9 protein-coding genes and 1 tRNA gene are annotated in these 16,759 nt (G+C 65.1%); 4 read left to right on the top strand and 6 right to left on the bottom strand.

What is annotated here, in order from left to right:
• The first annotated feature begins 59 nt into the window (after positions 1-59).
• Positions 60-2,801, top strand: a complete 2,742-nt coding sequence (locus WJT74_RS09525) for a beta strand repeat-containing protein (RefSeq protein ID WP_343344128.1) — start codon at positions 60-62, stop codon at positions 2,799-2,801.
• A 258-nt stretch (positions 2,802-3,059) separates the two neighbouring features.
• Here the strand turns inward: WJT74_RS09525 and WJT74_RS09520 are convergent.
• A tRNA-Thr gene (locus WJT74_RS09520) sits at positions 3,060-3,135 on the bottom strand.
• A gap of 166 nt (positions 3,136-3,301) precedes the next feature.
• On the opposite strand from WJT74_RS09520, the gene WJT74_RS09515 reads away from it, so the two are divergent.
• The 3 genes from WJT74_RS09515 (at position 3,302) to WJT74_RS09505 (ending at position 10,938) form a co-directional block, all read left to right on the top strand.
• A complete protein-coding gene (locus WJT74_RS09515; protein ID WP_343344125.1) occupies positions 3,302-5,356 on the top strand; it encodes a hypothetical protein in 2,055 nt (684 codons plus the stop codon).
• A gap of 91 nt (positions 5,357-5,447) precedes the next feature.
• Positions 5,448-10,082 carry an NAD-glutamate dehydrogenase gene (locus WJT74_RS09510; RefSeq protein ID WP_343344123.1) on the top strand — a complete coding sequence of 1,545 codons (4,635 nt, stop codon included), beginning with the start codon at positions 5,448-5,450 and terminating at the stop codon, positions 10,080-10,082.
• 7 nt (positions 10,083-10,089) lie between these two features.
• On the top strand, positions 10,090-10,938 hold the full coding sequence (locus WJT74_RS09505) for an ATP-grasp domain-containing protein (protein ID WP_343344121.1): 849 nt from the start codon (positions 10,090-10,092) through the stop codon (positions 10,936-10,938).
• On the opposite strand, the gene WJT74_RS09500 is transcribed toward WJT74_RS09505, so the two are convergent.
• Genes WJT74_RS09500 through WJT74_RS09480 form a run of 5 tightly spaced genes read right to left on the bottom strand, consistent with a single transcriptional unit; the run spans position 10,935 to position 16,733 of the window.
• Entirely contained in the window at positions 10,935-11,186 is a 252-nt protein-coding gene (locus WJT74_RS09500; RefSeq protein WP_343344119.1) for a ribbon-helix-helix domain-containing protein, read from the bottom strand. The genes WJT74_RS09505 and WJT74_RS09500 overlap by 4 nt on opposite strands.
• Positions 11,186-11,914: an acetoacetyl-CoA reductase gene (gene phbB / locus WJT74_RS09495; protein ID WP_343344116.1), complete on the bottom strand. Its 729-nt coding sequence runs from the start codon at positions 11,912-11,914 to the stop codon at positions 11,186-11,188. Before phbB ends, WJT74_RS09500 begins: the two co-directional genes overlap by 1 nt.
• Entirely contained in the window at positions 11,911-12,933 is a 1,023-nt protein-coding gene (gene hemH, locus WJT74_RS09490) for a ferrochelatase (RefSeq protein ID WP_343344113.1), read from the bottom strand. Before hemH ends, phbB begins: the two co-directional genes overlap by 4 nt.
• Entirely contained in the window at positions 12,926-15,043 is a 2,118-nt protein-coding gene (locus WJT74_RS09485) for a molybdopterin cofactor-binding domain-containing protein (protein WP_343344110.1), read from the bottom strand. Before WJT74_RS09485 ends, hemH begins: the two co-directional genes overlap by 8 nt.
• A 31-nt stretch (positions 15,044-15,074) precedes the next feature.
• Positions 15,075-16,733, bottom strand: coding sequence for a class I adenylate-forming enzyme family protein (locus tag WJT74_RS09480; protein ID WP_343344108.1), 1,659 nt, complete (start codon positions 16,731-16,733; stop codon positions 15,075-15,077).
• Positions 16,734-16,759 lie beyond the last annotated feature (26 nt).

Raw genomic sequence — 16,759 nt, 5'->3', positions numbered from 1 at the left:
AACGATAACGTCGTGCTGGCCCTTCCAGATGCTGACGATAATCACTCAGGGGAACAGTAATGGCGCGCGTAATTTTGGATGCCGAAGGCGAAAGCATAATTGTAGGCGGAGATGATGTTGATGTCATCGGAACACCAGGCAGCGAAGAGGTTACCATCGTATCCGGTGATATCACGCTAAATGCCTCGTTCGCGGCCGGGGGTGATACGATCAACCTGCCCGGCGACGCGAGCGACTATACGGTCCGCCATGAAGGCGCTGTTGTCATTTTTGAAAGCGCCACCGCCACGGTCCGCATCCCGACGAGCGATATTGGTTCGACGATCACGCTCGATGACGGTGCCGATGCGCGCACCTTGCTGTTCAACACCGAAACGGGCCAGTTCGAACTGGAGGGGCAGGCGATTACGACCGAGCCCGTGGCCGTTGATGCGCTCGCCACCGCCGATCCGGTCTTCACAAGCGACGATACCTCCATCGTCGCAGAAAACCAGCTATTCGCACTTGATGTCGATGCCAGCGATGCCGATGACGACACAATAACCTATTCGATCACGGGCGGAGCGGACGCTTTGCTCTTCGCGATCAATACCGCGACGGGCATTGTAACATTCAATAGCGCGCCGGACTTCGAAAACCCTGTCGATGCGGGGGGCGATAATGTCTATGACATCGAGGTCACAGCGAGCGACGGTAGGAATAGCTCGGCGCAGGATCTGGCAATTACTGTGACCGATGTCTTTGAACAGCCAACGATTGACCTCGGTACCCTTAGCGCGAGCGAAGGCTTTATCATTCAGGGTATGGCGAGAATTGAACTCGGTTGGTCGGTATCTTCGGCAGGTGATGTCAATGGCGACGGATATGGCGATATTATTGTAGGTGCGCCTTATGGAGACAACGGTGGTCCGAATGCAGGCGAGGCCTACGTTGTGTTCGGCAGCGCGGGCGGGTTCGGAAGCAACGTTGATGGGCGCCAAGTTATCGACCTCAGTTCCTTTAGTGTAGATCAGGGATTTATTATTCAAGGGGATGAGGCAGAAGACCAATCTGGTATTTCTGTATCGTCAGCAGGTGATGTGAACGGGGACGGATATGACGATGTCATCGTCGGCGCACGGTTTGGCGATGATGGCGGCAACGCTGCGGGCGAGGCCTATGTTGTCTTTGGCAGCGGGGGTGTTTTAGGCAGCGACGATGGCGGCGGCCGCCAAATAGTGGATCTAAGTTTCCTGTCCCCAAGCCAAGGCTTCGTTATTCGCGGTGACGTTGAATGGGACCTCGCTGGAAATTCGGTTTCATCTGCGGGCGACGTGAATGGGGACGGATATGACGACTTTATCATCGGCGCGGATTCAGGTGATGATGGAGGTAGCGGTGCGGGCGAGGCATATATAGTTTTCGGTAGTGCGGGAGGATACGGACTTGTCGATTCCAATGGTCGCCAAGTCATTGATCTTAGCCTTTTTCCTGCGGAGGAAGGCTTCATTATTCAAGGGGATGCGGAGGATGACCGAACCGGTTATTCGGTGTCTTTAGCAGGCGACGTCAATGGTGACGGGTATGACGACATTATCATAGGTGCGGTAGGTGGCGATGACGGTGGTACCAGTTCAGGTGAAGCCTATGTCGTGTTCGGCAGGGCCGACGGTTTCGGCAGTGATTTCGATGGACGGCAGGTTATTGATCTCACCACTTTAAGCGCAAGTCAGGGCTTTATCATTCAAGGTGATCGTGCCGGTGATTCTGCCGGCGTTTCAGTATCGTCGGCCGGAGACGTCAATGGCGACGGATATGACGATCTCATCATCGGTGCGGGAGGAGGTGATGATGGCGGTGACGCTGCAGGCGAAGCCTACGTCGTGTTCGGCGGTGCGGGCGATTTCGGCAGCGATCTCGGTGGGCGCCAAGTAATCGATCTCACCACCCTAAGCGCAATTCAGGGCTTTATCATTCAAGGTGACCTATCGAGAGATCGAGCGGGAAATTCGGTATCGTCGGCGGGTGATTTTAATGGGGATGGGTATGACGACCTCATCGTCGGCGCCCCTGGCACCGCAGGTAATGCGGGCGATGCCTATTTAATCTTCGGCGGGACGGGCGCCTTCGGCAGTGATGTCGGGGGTCGCCAACTCTTGGACCTCAGTAACCTTACCGTCAGTCAGGGTTTTATCATTCGGGGCGACGTTGGGTTTGACCAAGCCGGCTTCTCAGTATCATCGGCGGGCGATGTCAATGGAGACGGGTATGACGACGTCATTATCGGTGCGCCTTTCGGCGATGACGGTGGCAGCGGAGCAGGCGAAGCCTATGTGGTGTTCGGTCGCTCGACAGAAATCGAGGACGCAACGCCAGTCGTACGTACCGGTACCGCTGGTGCCGATAATTTGGTCGGCAATGCTGGCGATGACCCCCTTTCTGGCAATAGTGGCGCGAACGTCATTCGCGGTAATGCCGGCGACGATTTCATCTCGATTGGCGACCCTACCTCTGCCGACATCGATGGCGACAGCGACAGCGACGATACGGTCACCGTAATGAACCTATCCCCCTACGGTCTTCTAGAGGCGGACGGTAACACCTACGTACTTTGCAATAACATCAACGAGAATGTGAGCCTGCTTATATCACTGGACGCAACGGTCGTAACAGTGTTCGGTCCTACGCCGGTGCTCGACCTCGACGGCCTTCTGACCGAGGATCCTACTGTTGGGGTCGAACCGCTCGCCATGACCATCGACCCGTCGATCGACGATTTCCCGCAAGTTATGATCGCCCCCGACAGCTTATGGTTGATGTAGATTGGGTTAATCTTTCCCTTCACAGGGTCGTGGCCCATTGTCCGATTCGCTCTGACTGGTGACTGCGGTCTTCTCTTCTCAATAGTTGGACGGCTGTATTTTGTCGCCGGATGACTGCTTTCGTGCTGCTGGGCCAGCAATCGGATTGATCGACTTTGAGGGCGCAAATCGACATGGAAGCGCCCTATGTGCTTAGAAATTCTCAGCCGTCTTGAGTGGGGTGGCCAAGAAATAGCGTATTTCCGGCAATCTTGAAAGTGGTGCCGCTTACAGGACTCGAACCTGTGACCCCCTCATTACGAATGAGGTGCTCTACCAACTGAGCTAAAGCGGCATCGCATGGCGCTAAACCACCAGCGGATGCGCGCCTCTAGCAGTCCCGCCGCGCGGGTTCAAGACGCGATGGCACCGGCGCACGGTTGCTGCCCGCTTAACCCTTTCTTCAACGCTGATCCGGTACGGTCGAGCGCGAATATCCAACGAGGGCGGGACGAACCAACATGCATGCAGACCAGTCGCAGTTCGAGGACGTCAACCAGGTCGCGGTCCAGGACCGGCGGATGCAGGTGCGCGCCTACAATTTCTGGTACTCGCTTCTGAAGGGTCGCGATTTTCCCTCGATCGACGATCTCAAGCCGACCGATCTCAAGGCCTTCGCTTCCAACAGCGTGCTGCTCGATTTCTCCAAGGGGCGCGACGATCCGGCGTTGCCCTACGTCGGCGCCGCGCTGCGGGCGCAGTGCCACGTTGGCCAGGAGGTGACGCACCTCAGCGACGTGCCCGCCCAGTCGCTGCTCGGTCTCGTCGCAATGCACTACGATCGCCTGATCGAAACCCGCACACCAGTCGGCTTCGAAAGCGCCAACCCGGACGACCTGCCCGATGACCAGCCGCTCTATCGCGGGATCCTCATGCCGTTCAGCTCGGACGGGAAGACGATCGACTTCGTCTATGCCGTGATCAACTGGAAGACGCCGGATCAACGCGCGGCCGATCGCGCCGCCGCCGAAAAGGCCGCCCGGGAGGACGAGGAAGCGTTCGAGGATCTCGACACGCCTGCGCCTCTGCCCGAATCGAGCGAGCCGCTCGTCGCCGCGGCCGAGGACGGCCCCGACCACGACGACACGGTCGTTCCCTTCGATCCTGTTTCGGACGAAGCGGATAGGGAGATCGAGGAAGAAGAGGAGACTTCCGACGATGACACCGCGCCGTTCCGCGTGGACGACGTGTCCGAGCCCGAGCCCGACGACGACGTCGAGCCGGAATCCGTACCGGCCGGTGTGATCGCTTTCGATCCGGTCGAGCCGAGCGAGGACGAGCGAGCCGCCGATTGGCAGGCTTTCGCCGAACTTGCCGACGTCGATGTGCCGCAACACATCGTCGATGCACCCGACGAGGAAGCACCGTCGCGCGCCCAAGGCCCCTTCGCGGCGCTTTCGGGCAAGTTCCGCAAGATGCTCTATCACGATCCGCTCGGCGGAATCACCATCGGCGCTGATGGAAATGCGCTCGAGGATGATGGCGAACAATTTCAGCCGTTCGACGAACCGGACGAGTTTTCAAGCGCGCAGGACGACGGGTTCGACGAACCGGTCGGCGCTGTCGAAGCAGCCGATCATGCGACGCCGGTCGAAGAGGCCGCCGAGGTTCAGGGACTGCAGAACGAAGACGCTTTCGACGTGCCGGAGCCGTTTGCGGAGGAAGTGGAACCGGCGGACCAGCCCGCTGTCGACGAAATCCAGGACGTCGTCCCCGATACGATTGAAGAGAGCCACGTCGAGGCTGCTCCGGAACCCGATCCCGAACCCGCGCCCGTCGAACTGGTCGCCGTTCCCTTCGTGCCCGACGAGGCCGATCTCGATGCGCCGGAGTCTGCCGACGAGTTCACCGACGCACCCGAATCCCTCGCGGACGAAACCGCCGCGGACGAGACCGACGAGAAGCCCGCGGCCGACCTCACGCCCGCGCTCACCGAATGGCTTGAGGCCGCGCGCGAGGCCGCGGCGCTGTCGAAGGACGCCGATGGGCGCAGCCGCGCCGCTCTCTACCAGGCGCTCGGCCAGGCCTACGATTTTAGCCTCGTCGCCGCCGAGGAACCCGAGGCTTACGCCGCGCTGCTGGAAGCGGCCGATCTGACGGTGCAGGCACGCGCGCCCATGACGCCCATCGTCAAGCTCGTCTTCGGGCTCGACTACGACAAGACCCGGCTGACCGAATTCGCAAGCGCGCTCAACTACGGCCACCGCAACGGCGTCGAACGCGGCGATTTCGAACGGTTCGTGTCCGAAGCCGATGGCGGCCTCAAAGGCCTCGTCGCCGAGGAACGGCGCCTCAAGCGAGGCGAGGAAGCGCGGCCGACCGGTCCCTCTCCACGTCTGGAAAAGGCCATGCGCAGCCTTCGCTCGCGCGATGCGATCGACCTTCGTGCGATGGGGGCGAACGAGGAATTCTCGCTCGTCCTTGTGCGTCGTGACGAGACCGGGGGGCATAGTCCCGTCGCGCGGGTTCTCGACGACCGTCTCCTCGAACGCGCGATCCTGAAAAGTCTCGACTAGCCGACCCTCGCGCCATCGACGCTACCCCTTGTGACCCCTGTGGACGCAGGTCTATAGCCCGCGCCCGTCAGGTGAGTAGGGACAGGTGAGGATGGCAGCAAAGAACGGCGAGGTTCCGGGTGTGGACCAGCTTGCGACAGCGTTGGAAGCAAGCGCGCTTCCCGGCGATCTGGAAGGCGTCGATCGCGACGATCTGACGGCGGCCGCCGCCTTCGTCGCGGCGGCTGCGAAGAAGCGAAAGCCGGGCGAGCTGAAGCTGGTCCTCGAAAGCCTCGGCGGTCAGGCAGGGCGTCGCCGGATGCAACTCGCGCTCGTCAACGACGACATGCCGTTCCTCGTCGATTCGGTTGCCGGCGCGATCTCCGCCAAGGGGCTGAGCGTCTATCGCCTCCTCCACCCGATCCTTGGCGTGGAACGCGACGGCGACGGCAATTTCGTGCGCTTCGATGAAGACGCGCCGTCCGAATCGCTCATCTACATCGAACTCGACCGGGTCGACCTGCGCCAGCGGAACGAACTGTGCGAACATCTGACCGACGTCCTGGGTCATGTCCGCGCCGCCGTGAGCGACTGGAAGGCCATGCTGGCCGAAATGGAAAGCGACGCCGAGGCGCTGCGCGAACGTCGCCCGGAAGCCGCTGCCTTCATGGACTGGCTGCGGCAGAACCATTTCACGCTTCTCGGCCACGCCCTGGTGTCCGCGGACGGCAAACGCACCGAGGGACTCGGCATCCTGCGCACCGGCATCGACCTTTGGGACAACAGCGTCGTGAAGGCCGCGATCGAATCGCTGACCGACGGCGGGCGCACCTATCTCATCATGAAGGCGGACCGGGTGTCGCCGGTCCATCGCCGTGTGCCGCTGGACGTCATCATGGTGCGCCGCGACGATCACCTCAGCATGCATTGCGGGCTGTGGACCAGCGCCGCGCTGCGCGCCCCCGCCGACCAAGTGCCGATCCTTCGCCAGCGCCTCGCCGCGCTCGACAAACAACTCGGTTTCTCGCCCGCCAGTCACGGCGGCAAGGCGCTGACCCACGCCATCTCCACCCTCCCGCACGATCTCGTCATCAGTTTCGAGGAAGAAGAGGTTCAGGAAGCCGCGCTCACCGCGATGAGCCTGGCCGACCGCCCGCGCCCGACGCTCGTGGTCCTGAAGGGCGCACTCCAGCGTCACCTATACGCCTTCGTCTGGCTACCGCGCGACGAACTGTCGACGGCGCGCCGACAGGCGATCGCCATGATGCTGGAGGATGAGGTCGGCTCGCCCATCTCCAGCTGGTCGGTCGAACTCGGCGACGGCGAACTGGCGCTGCTGCGCTATACGATGGCGACCGATCCCTCGATGCCGTTGCCCGACGTGGGCGCGCTCGACGAGGCACTGGTGGCGATGGTGCGCGGCTGGGCCCCGGCCGTGGAAAGCGAACTCATCGATCTCGTCGGGCCTGGCCGCGCGACGCGGCTGGCGCTGACCTATCTGTCGGCGATGCCCGAATCCTATCGCGTGCGAACCTCGCCGCGCGAGGGCGCGCTCGATATCAAGCGGCTGAGCAGCCTCGACGAAGCTCGCGACCAGCGCGACGTGCGCCTCTATCGCCTCGAGGGCGATGGGCCCAACGACGTCCGGTTGAAGACCTATCGGCGCAAGGGCATCATTCCGCTGTCCGACGCCGTCCCCGTGCTCGAGGATTTCGGTTTCCGCGTTCTCGAGGAAATTCCCACCGGGCTCGCCGACGGTGCGCTCGGTCAGATCCACGACTTCCATCTCGAACTGCCCGACGGCACTGATGTCGAGGAGATCATGGCGCGCGCCGACACGGTCGAATGCGCCATCGCTGACGTCATTGCCGGACTGGCGGAAAACGACGGGTTCAACAGCCTCGTCCTGCTCGCGGGATTGAGCCCCGCGTCGGTCGTCTGGCTGCGCGCCTGGTTCCGCTACCTTCGCCAGATCGGCGTCGCCTTCGGCCTCGTCACCGTGGTGGAGACGTTGCAGGAAGCGCCCGAGGCGACGACCGCGCTGATCGACGCCTTCTGCGCCGCGCACGACCCTGCGCGCGGCAAGGATCGCGAGGCGGAATATGAGGAGGCGTTGTCCGACTTCGACCTCGCGCTCGCCAAGGTGCAGGGCATCGACGACGACCGCATCCTGCGCCTGTTCCGCGCGATCGTGGTCGCCTGCCAGCGCACCAACGCCTTCGCGCTGCAGGAGGACGAGGCGCTCGCCTTCAAGTTCGACAGCGGGCAGATTCCGGGCCTGCCCCGGCCCGTGCCGTGGCGCGAAATCTGGGTCTATTCGCCGCGGATCGAGGGCATCCACCTTCGTGGCGGTCCGGTCGCGCGCGGGGGCCTGCGCTGGTCCGACCGGCGCGACGATTTCCGCACCGAGGTGCTCGGCCTCGTCAAGGCGCAGCTGGTCAAGAACGCCGTCATCGTGCCGACCGGCGCGAAGGGCGGCTTCTTCGCCAAGCAACTCCCGCCGCCCAGCGACCGCGAAGCATGGCTGGCGGAGGGCACCGAGGCCTATCGCATCTTCATCCGCTCGCTTCTCTCGGTGACCGACAACATCGTCGAGGACGAGGTCGTGCATCCCGATGGCGTCGTCATCCGCGACGGCGAGGATCCCTATTTCGTGGTCGCCGCCGACAAGGGCACCGCTGCGTTCAGCGACGTCGCCAACGCGATTGCGCTCGAACGCGGCTTCTGGCTCGGCGACGCCTTCGCGTCGGGCGGCTCGAACGGCTACGATCACAAGGCGATGGGCATCACCGCCCGCGGCGCCTGGGTATGCGTGCAGCGCCACTTCCTCGAAATGGGCGTCGACGTCCAGAACGAGAGCATCGACGTGGTCGGTGTCGGCGACATGTCGGGCGACGTGTTCGGCAACGGCATGCTGTTGTCGAAGAAGCTGCGGCTGATCGCCGCCTTCGACCACCGCGATATCTTCATCGACCCCGATCCCGATCCCGCGAAGAGCTGGAAGGAGCGCAAGCGCCTCTTCGACCTGCCGCGATCGAGCTGGCAGGACTATGACCAGAAGCGGCTTTCGAAGGGCGGCATGATCGTGTCTCGCGCGCAGAAGGCGATCCAGCTGACCGACGAGGCGCGCGCCGCGCTCGGGATCGAGGAGGAAGGCGACATCGCGCCCTCGCGCGTCATGTCCGCGATCCTTAAGGCGCCGGCCGACCTCCTCTGGTTCGGCGGCATCGGCACCTACGCGAAGGCCTCGACCCAGTCCCATTCGGACGTCGGCGATCCCACCAACGACAATCTGCGCGTCGATGCGAACGAGCTTCAGGTGAAGGCCGTGGGCGAGGGCGCCAATCTCGGCATCACGCAGGAAGCGCGCATCGAATTCGCGCTTCTGGGTGGGCGGATCAACACTGACTTCATCGACAATTCGGCGGGCGTCGATTGCTCGGACAACGAGGTCAACATCAAGATTCCGCTCAACCGCGAGATGCGCGAGGGACGGCTCGAGCTGGAAGAGCGCAACGCGCTTCTGGAATCGATGACCGAGGAAGTCGCCGAGCTCGTGCTCGAGGACAACCGGCTCCAGGCGCTTGCCCTGTCGGTCGCCGAAGCGCGCGGCGCGGCGGGGCTGCCGGGTTTCGTGCGGACGATCGAGATTCTCGAGACCGCCGGCCGCCTCGATCGCCGGGTCGAAGGCATCGCCGCATCCGAAGCTCTGCTGCGGCGCGGTCTCGACAATCAGGGCATGACCCGCCCCGAACTGGCGGTCGTCCTGTCGATGTCCAAGATGGCGCTCCAGGAAGCGGCCGAGAAACTGAACCTGTGTGAAGATCCGATGATGGAGCACGAGCTGTTCGGCGCCTTCCCCGAAGCGATGATCGAACAGCATAAGGAAGCCGTCTCGCAACACCGCCTCGAGAACGAGATCATCGCCACCAAGGTCGCCAATCGCCTCGTCAACCGGCTCGGCCCCTCGGTCGCGCTCGACATGACCGAGGAGGAGGGCGTGGCGCTCGGCCAGGTCGCGGTCGCGTTTCTCGTCGCGGAAAACCTCCTCGGCCTTCAGGACCTGTGGGCCAAGATCGAGGAAGCCGACGTCGACGAGGCGACGCGGATCGAGCTGTTCGCCGCATCCGCCAAGTCGATTCGCAACCACCTTTCGGACATTCTCCGTTCGGCGGGCTCGGAAACGAGCGTCTCGGCACTGATCGAACTGTTTGGCCCCGGCTATCGCGAAGTCTCCAAGGCGACCGAGCGTCTGATCCGGGCGGAGGTCCGCACCGAGGCGCAGGCACGCCGCGAACGCCTCACCGAAATGGGCGCCGACAAGGACGTGATCGACGATCTCATCCGCCTCTACGAAGTCGACGGCGTGTTCGGCCTGTCGGCGCTCGCGCAGCGCAAGGACACCGACATCCTCGAACTGACCGCCGCGTACACCCGGCTCGGCGAAGCGATGGGGCTGGACTGGGCGCAGCAGCAGCTTTCCCGCTACGTCCCCGCCGACAATTGGGAACGACTTTTGGTCTCGGGCCTCGCGCGCGATTTCGAACAGTTGCGCATCGACTTCCTGTCGCGACTGAAGCGCGGCGATACCGAGCTGGACGTGAAGATCGAACGGTGGATCGAACGCAACAAGCCCCGTCTCGCGCAGTTCAACCGGCTGGTCGAACGCGCGCAGCAGGGAGGCGGCGTGTCGGTACCGATGCTGGCGCAACTCGCCAACCAGGCGCGCATCCTGCTCGCCCGCTAGCGACCGCATGCGCCTCGCCATCCTTACGCCCTCGCGCTGGGAATCGGAGTTCTTCGTCGAGGAGCTCAAGCGCCAGCGCGCCATCTTCGAAGAGGCGGGGCACGAAACGGTCGAGTGCCGCTGGCATCAGGCGGACGATGCCTTCCTGCGCGGCGTCGACGCGGTCCTGCCGCTCATCGCCTGGGGCTATCACCTCGATCCCGGGCGCTGGTTCGACCTTCTCGACCGCATCGCCTTTCGTAAGGTGCCGTGCGTCAACGATCCCGCGATCCTGCGCTGGAACACCGACAAGGGCTATCTGACCCAGCTGGCGGGCGAGGGCGTTGCCGTCGTCCCGACGATCGAGAGCGAACCGGGAGAGAGCGACTTGCTGTCGCGCGCGGCGACCCGCTTCGGCACGGATCGGCTGGTCGTCAAACCCCGGCTCTCGGCCTCGGGCTTCGGCACCTATGCGTTGAGCGCGGGGGATCCCCTTCCCGGCGACGTGGCGGACAAGCGCCTCATCGTCCAGCCCTTCCTTCCCGACATCCACCGCGGCGAACTGGCCCTTCTCTATTTCGGCGGTACCTACAGCCACGCGGCGATCAAGCGGGCGAAGGACGGCGATTTCCGGGTGCAGCCGGAATTCGGCGGCACCGACGAGGCGATCGACCCGCCCGCCGAGGCCAGGGCGCTGGCCGAAGCCGCACTCGCCTTCTCGCCCGCCCCGCCCGCCTATGCGCGCATCGATGTCGTGATGACCGATGACGGACCGCTGCTGATGGAGCTGGAGCTGATCGAGCCCGAGCTGTTCCTTCGCCACGCGCCCGACAAGGGCGCGGCCTTCCGCGAGGCCGTTCTCGACCAGCTACGCTAGTCGCTTCGGGCGATCGGCCCCTCGACCATCAACCATTGGCGGATCGCGCTCGCCAGCCCGCACCGTGCCGCACCCATCGCGTCGAAACGCGTGAGATCGATCTGCGCCACCAGCGCGTTGACCGGCAGGTCGCGCTCGCGCGCGGCGACCTTCAGCGCCTCCCAGAACAAGGGCTCCAGCGTGATCGAGGTTTCGTGCCCGCCAATGGTCACGGACCGCTTGGCGGGCGGATCGGGCGCAAAGCCCATCAGTACATGTGCTGGCCGCCGTTGATGCTCAGCGTCGATCCGGTGATGAAGCCCGCATCCTCGCCGACGAGGAACCCGACTCCGCGCGCGATTTCCGACGCCTTGCCGAGCCGGTTCACCGGGATCCGCGCGACGATCTTCTCGAGCACGTTGTCGGGCACTGCGGCGACCATGTCGGTATCGATATATCCGGGCGCGATCGCGTTGACCGTGACCCCGTTCCGCGCGCCTTCCTGCGCCAGTGCCTTGGTGAAGCCGTGGATCCCCGACTTGGCGGCGGCATAGTTGACCTGTCCGTACTGGCCTGCCTGCCCGTTGATCGAGCCGATGTTGACGATCCGTCCATAGCCGCGCTCGGCCATGCCTTCGAACACCGACTTGGCCATATTGAAACAGCCGCCGAGGTTGGTGTCGATCACTTCCTGCCACTGGTTGCGCGACTGCTTCTTCATGGTCGCGTCGCGGGTGATCCCGGCGTTGTTGACCAGCACGTCGACGGTGCCGAGCTCCTGCTCGATCTTCGACACCGCGTCCTGGCACTGCTGGAAATCGGCGACATCGAACTTGTACGCCTTGATCCCCGTGCGTTCGGTGAAGTCCCGGGCGGCGTCGTCGTTGCCTGCATAGGTCGCGGCGACGTTCATCCCCATTTCCTTCAGATGCAGGCTGATCGCCTCGCCGATTCCGCGCGTTCCGCCGGTCACGATGGCCGTTCGTTGTTCGTTCATTGTGTCTCTCTCCCTGACAGTTGGGCCCATCCGGACAGCTCGCGACGGATGAGCGCCTCGATCATGTCCATGCCGACCTTCCTGTCGTTTAGACAGTCGAGCCGCGCGAACCGTTCCCCGCCCGCCGCCATGAAATCCTCTTTCCCGCGAATGCCGAGTTCTTCGATCGTTTCGAGGCAGTCGGCCGAGAAACCGGGGGCCGCGATCGCGATCTTGGTCACACCCTGTTCGGGATAGGCCTTCAGCGTATCGTCGGTGGCGGGGGTGAGCCATTGCGCGGGCCCGAACCGCGACTGGAACGCGATGTCGGTCGCAACGTCGAGCCGCTCCCCCAACAGCCGCGCGGTCTTCTGGCAATGGCAATGATAGGGATCGCCCTTCTCCAGCGTGCGCTGCGGCATCCCGTGAAAGCTGAGCAGCAGGCGCTGCGGCGCAAAGTCGAGCGACTTGAGCTGCGCCGACAGGTCGGCCGCCAGCGCGTCGAGGTGGATGGGGTCGTCGTAATAGGGCGGCAGGCTCCGCACCGCCGGCTGCCAGCGCCGATCGCCCAGCCAGTCGGACAGCGCATCCATGCTGCTGGCGGTCGTCGCGGCGCAATATTGGGGATACATCGGCGCGAACAGGATGCGCCGCGCGCCGGCCTCCCACAGCCGGTCGAGCGCATCGCCCACCGACGGATTGCCGTAGCGCATCGCCCAGTCGACCACGACCTCGTCTCCCAGCCGCGGCGCGAGCTGTTCCGCCTGCCGCCGGGTGATCGCGGCGAGCGGGGAGCCGTCCTCGGTCCACACCTCGCGATAGGCGGCGGCACTCTTGGCGGGACGGGTGTTGAGGATGATGCCGCGCAGGATCGGCTGCCACGCGATAGCCGGAATCTCGATGACGCGCCGATCCGACAGGAACTGCTTGAGATAGCGCCGCACCGCGCCCGTCTCCGCGGCGTCGGGCGTCCCCAGGTTGACGAGCAGGACGCCGACGCGCGGCGGGGGAAAGGTCGGGTGATCGGCGGGTCTATCCATCGCGACCATCCTCTAGGGACAGCGGCAACCGGCGCAAGCGTGGACCTTGGTCCGCGGCCAGCGCATTGGCCACCGCGGGCGCGATGATCGCCGGCCCCAGCGAGCTGACGCCGCCGGGTGGCTGGTCGGACGGCACGACCACCACCTCGACCTGCGGCAGGTTGGCGAGCGCGGCCGCCTCGGGTCGCGCGGCGAAAACCATCGACTGCGTGATGCGCGGAGCGGGCAGCAGCGCGTCCGCCAACCCCGCGATCAATCCGCCGGTCACCTGCTGTTCGATCAAACCCGGACTGACCGCCGCGCCGCAGTCGACCGCCGCCACCAGCCGATCGACGCGGATGCGCACGCCGTCCAGTTGCGCTTCGGCGAAACAGGCGATGCGGCTGCCGTCGATCCGCCCGCAGGCCAGACCCATCCGGCTGCCCGCCCCGCCGCCGTCCCAACCGATCAGGTCGGCCCCGCGCCGCAGCAGCGTCGCCATTCTGAGATCGCTCGCCAGCATCCCGATGCGGAAGGAGAGCGGCTCGGCATTGGCGAAGCGCACCGCCTCGTCGATCAGGCTTTCGACCACGAACAGATGCAGCGCCGGATCGCCGCCGCGATAATAGCCGGTGCGCAACGCCACGTCCGCCTCGGCAACGTCGACGCGCTGATCGGGGATCGCGTAGGGCAACGCGGCTTGCCCCAGTGTCATCCGGGCCTTCCCGCCGCCGAGCCGTGCAAGGCTCGCGCCGAGCCCCGGCATGCCGGCATAGCGCAATCGGATCGCGCCGATCCTTCCCCCCGATACGCGCGCCTCCGCCAGTGCCGACAATGGCGGCCGTACGGGACCCGCCGCGACCCCCTGCCGGTGCGACATGACTGCCTGCACCGGACGCCCCAGTCGCTGCGCCAACCGCGCCGCGATGGGCGCGATGTCGCATTCCAGCGCCTGTCCGGTATCGCCCGCCGTCCCCATCGGGACGAGCCGCACCGCACCCGCCGACACGCCGATCGCTTCGGCCACCGCCGCGCGCGTGGCGTCGGGGGCCTGCGTCGCGGCCCAGATGTCGATCCCGCCATCCCCGCGCATCCGCGCGCTCGCGGCGGACGCCTCCAGGCTTCGCGACGCCAGCGGAGCGATCTCGTAGCGCGCAGCGAGGGGCGCGGCCGCCGCCTCGATCGCATCGACCGCATCGCCGATGTCGAGGGTGCTGCGCCAGTTGTCGTCGGTCATCGCCTGGTCGATCGCGGCGGCGATCCGCGCATCGTCGGTCGGCGGGACCGTGAAGCGTACCCGCGCGGCGGTCAGCGCCCGCTCGGCCGCCCATCCGGTCTCGCCCACGACGGCGACGTAATCCTCCTCCTCGATCAGTTCGACCACGCCCGGCGCCCCGGTCGCCCGCGCCCGGTCGAGCCCGGTGACCCGTCCGCCCGATGGCGGCATCCGCACCGCGGCGTGCAGCATCTCCGGCAGCCGCACGTCGCTCGCGAAACGCCAGCTTCCGCGCATCTTGGCGGGCAGGTCGACGCGCGGCGCGCGGCTTCCCACGACCCCCGCCTCCCCCCAACGGCGAAGATCCGCGCGCATCGGCGCCCTGCGGCCCGCCGCCTCGCCCGCCAATTCCCCGAACGACAGCGCCCGCGGCCCCGCGGTGACAGCCCCGTCGGCAATCCGCAGTTCGCGCGCGGTCACTCCGGTACGGTCCTCTGCCTCCGCAATCAGCAGCGAGCGTATCGTGGCGGCCGCGCGGCGCACGTCGAGCGCAAAGCCACGGGTCGATGTCGCCGCCCCCGTCATCCGCAGCGCCGTGCCGAAGGCATCCTCGATCACCGGATTGACGAACCCGCCGCCCGCCGGGAGCGGCTGGACCGCGATATCGTCGATCCGCGCCCCCATCTCGTCGGCGACCAGCATCGCCAGACCGGTCCAGATGCCCTGGCCGGTCTCGACCTGCGGACTGTGCAGCGTGATCGCGCCGTCCGGCGCCAGCGTCAGCAGCCCGCCGATCGCGCGCCCGCCTTCGGGGATGGGCAGCGCCGCCTCGTCGTCCGGCCACAGCTGCCACGCGACCAGCAGGCCGATGCCGACCCCGCCGCCGATCAGCAGCCCGCGCCGGTCGATCCTCACGCCCTTGCCCCCATCGACGCGTCAGCCGCGCCTAGTCGCCATATTGCTTGGCGAGTGCCATGCGGTCGATCTTGCCGGTCCCCAGCCGCGGCAACGGGGCGTCGGCCATGATGATCTCGTCGGGCACCTTGAAGCGCGCGAGCTTGGTCTTGAGATGCTCGCGCAGCACGTCCGACCCACAATCGTCCTCGCACCATACGATCGCGATCGGCACTTCGCCCAGCCGTTCGTCCTTCTTCGCCATCACCATGCACTCGGCGACGGCGGGGTGGGCGTAGAGCGCCTCTTCAACTTCCGCCGCGGCGATATTCTCGCCGCCGCGGATGATGATGTTCTTCATCCGGTCGACGATGAACAGATAGCCCTCGTCGTCGAGATAGCCGATGTCGCCGGTGCGGAAGTAGCCGTCGATGAACCCGGCCTCGGTCGCTTCGGGATCGTTCCAGTAGCCCTTGATGTTGGCCGCCGCTCGCAGCCCGATCTCGCCGGTGCGGCCTTGCGGCACCTGTTCGCCATGATCGTCGAAGATCGCGATCTCCACGAACGGCTCCTGCGGGCGCCCCACGCTGGTCGGCTTGTCGCGATAGTTCTGCCAGAAATTGCCGCAGCCCACCGCATTGGTCTCGGTCAGCCCATAGCCCTGGATCGACCGCGTGCCGGGCAGATCCTCGTCCTGCCGCTTGAGGTGGGAGGCGGGTCGCGCCGCTCCGCCCGAATTGATGTCGCTGAGGCTGGACAGGTCGTAGTCGTCCTTCTTCTCGTGGTTCATCAGTTCCAGCGCCATCGTCGGCACGCCCGTGAATACGGTGACCTTGTGATCCTGGATCATGCGCAGCGCCATCTCCGCGTCCCACTTGTGCATCAGCACCAGTGCGCGGTCGATGACATAGCTGGTCAGCATCACCGGCACCTCGCCCGTGACGTGGAACAAGGGAACGCTGACGAGTGCGCGCATCTGTTCTGGCACCGGATTGCCCTGACTTTCGAGCACGCCGCGCAGCACCATCAGCGAGGTCACGTAGGTATAGGTCGCCTGGCAGACCCGGTGATGGGTCGAGATCGCGCCCTTGGCCTTGCCGGTCGATCCCGAGGTGAACAGGATCGTGGCATCGTCCTCGGGGGTGACGGCGGGCAGTTCGATTCCCTCGTCCGCCTTGTCGAGCAGTGCGGCATAGGCCTGCTCGACCGGTTTGCGGATGTCGAGGGTGACGAGATCGGTGTCGATGCCGAGCCCTTCGACGAGCTTGGCGCGCGCTCCGTCGGCCAGCACCATCGCGGGAGCGGTCAACTTCATCGCGTGGCGCAATTCCTCGCCCTGCCACCAGCCGTTGATCAGCGTCGCGACCCCGCCGGCCTTGAGCGCGGCCATATATCCGACGATCCAGCTCGGACAGTTGCGCATCGCGATCGCGACCCGGTCGCCCTTTGCGAGACCCCGCCCGACCAGTGCCTTGGCAAGCCGATCGGTGAGCGCGTTGAGCTCTTCGTAGGTCAGCTGCTCGTCGTCGGTGATGATGTAGGGGTTGGGGCCGTACAGTTGCGCGAACATCATGAACATCATCGGCAGCGTCGGCGGAAAGTTGGAGACGATCGTGCGCCCGTCGGCATTCTCGCCCAGCACCAGCCGCCCGCCCGGGCCGCTCGCCGCCTCGAGAACTTTCTCATACGCCTGATCCAACGCACTGGGCATTCAACTCTCCTTTGCCTTTGTCGCCC

The sequence above is a fragment of the Sphingomicrobium sp. XHP0239 genome (genome assembly GCF_039555325.1).
Taxonomy (GTDB): Bacteria; Pseudomonadota; Alphaproteobacteria; order Sphingomonadales; family Sphingomonadaceae; genus Sphingomicrobium; species Sphingomicrobium maritimum.
This window is presented reverse-complemented; position numbering and strand designations above follow the sequence as displayed.

What these genes read in the sequence shown, in the direction of transcription:
- WJT74_RS09525 (WP_343344128.1), top strand. Translation starts at nt 60, where the DNA reads ATGGCGCGCGTAATTTTGGATGCCGAAGGCGAAAGCATAATTGTAGGC.
- WJT74_RS09515 (WP_343344125.1), top strand. Translation starts at nt 3,302, where the DNA reads ATGCATGCAGACCAGTCGCAGTTCGAGGACGTCAACCAGGTCGCGGTC.
- WJT74_RS09510 (WP_343344123.1), top strand. Translation starts at nt 5,448, where the DNA reads ATGGCAGCAAAGAACGGCGAGGTTCCGGGTGTGGACCAGCTTGCGACA.
- WJT74_RS09505 (WP_343344121.1), top strand. Translation starts at nt 10,090, where the DNA reads ATGCGCCTCGCCATCCTTACGCCCTCGCGCTGGGAATCGGAGTTCTTC.
- WJT74_RS09500 (WP_343344119.1), bottom strand. Translation starts at nt 11,186, where the DNA reads ATGGGCTTTGCGCCCGATCCGCCCGCCAAGCGGTCCGTGACCATTGGC.
- phbB (WP_343344116.1), bottom strand. Translation starts at nt 11,914, where the DNA reads ATGAACGAACAACGAACGGCCATCGTGACCGGCGGAACGCGCGGAATC.
- hemH (WP_343344113.1), bottom strand. Translation starts at nt 12,933, where the DNA reads ATGGATAGACCCGCCGATCACCCGACCTTTCCCCCGCCGCGCGTCGGC.
- WJT74_RS09480 (WP_343344108.1), bottom strand. Translation starts at nt 16,733, where the DNA reads ATGCCCAGTGCGTTGGATCAGGCGTATGAGAAAGTTCTCGAGGCGGCG.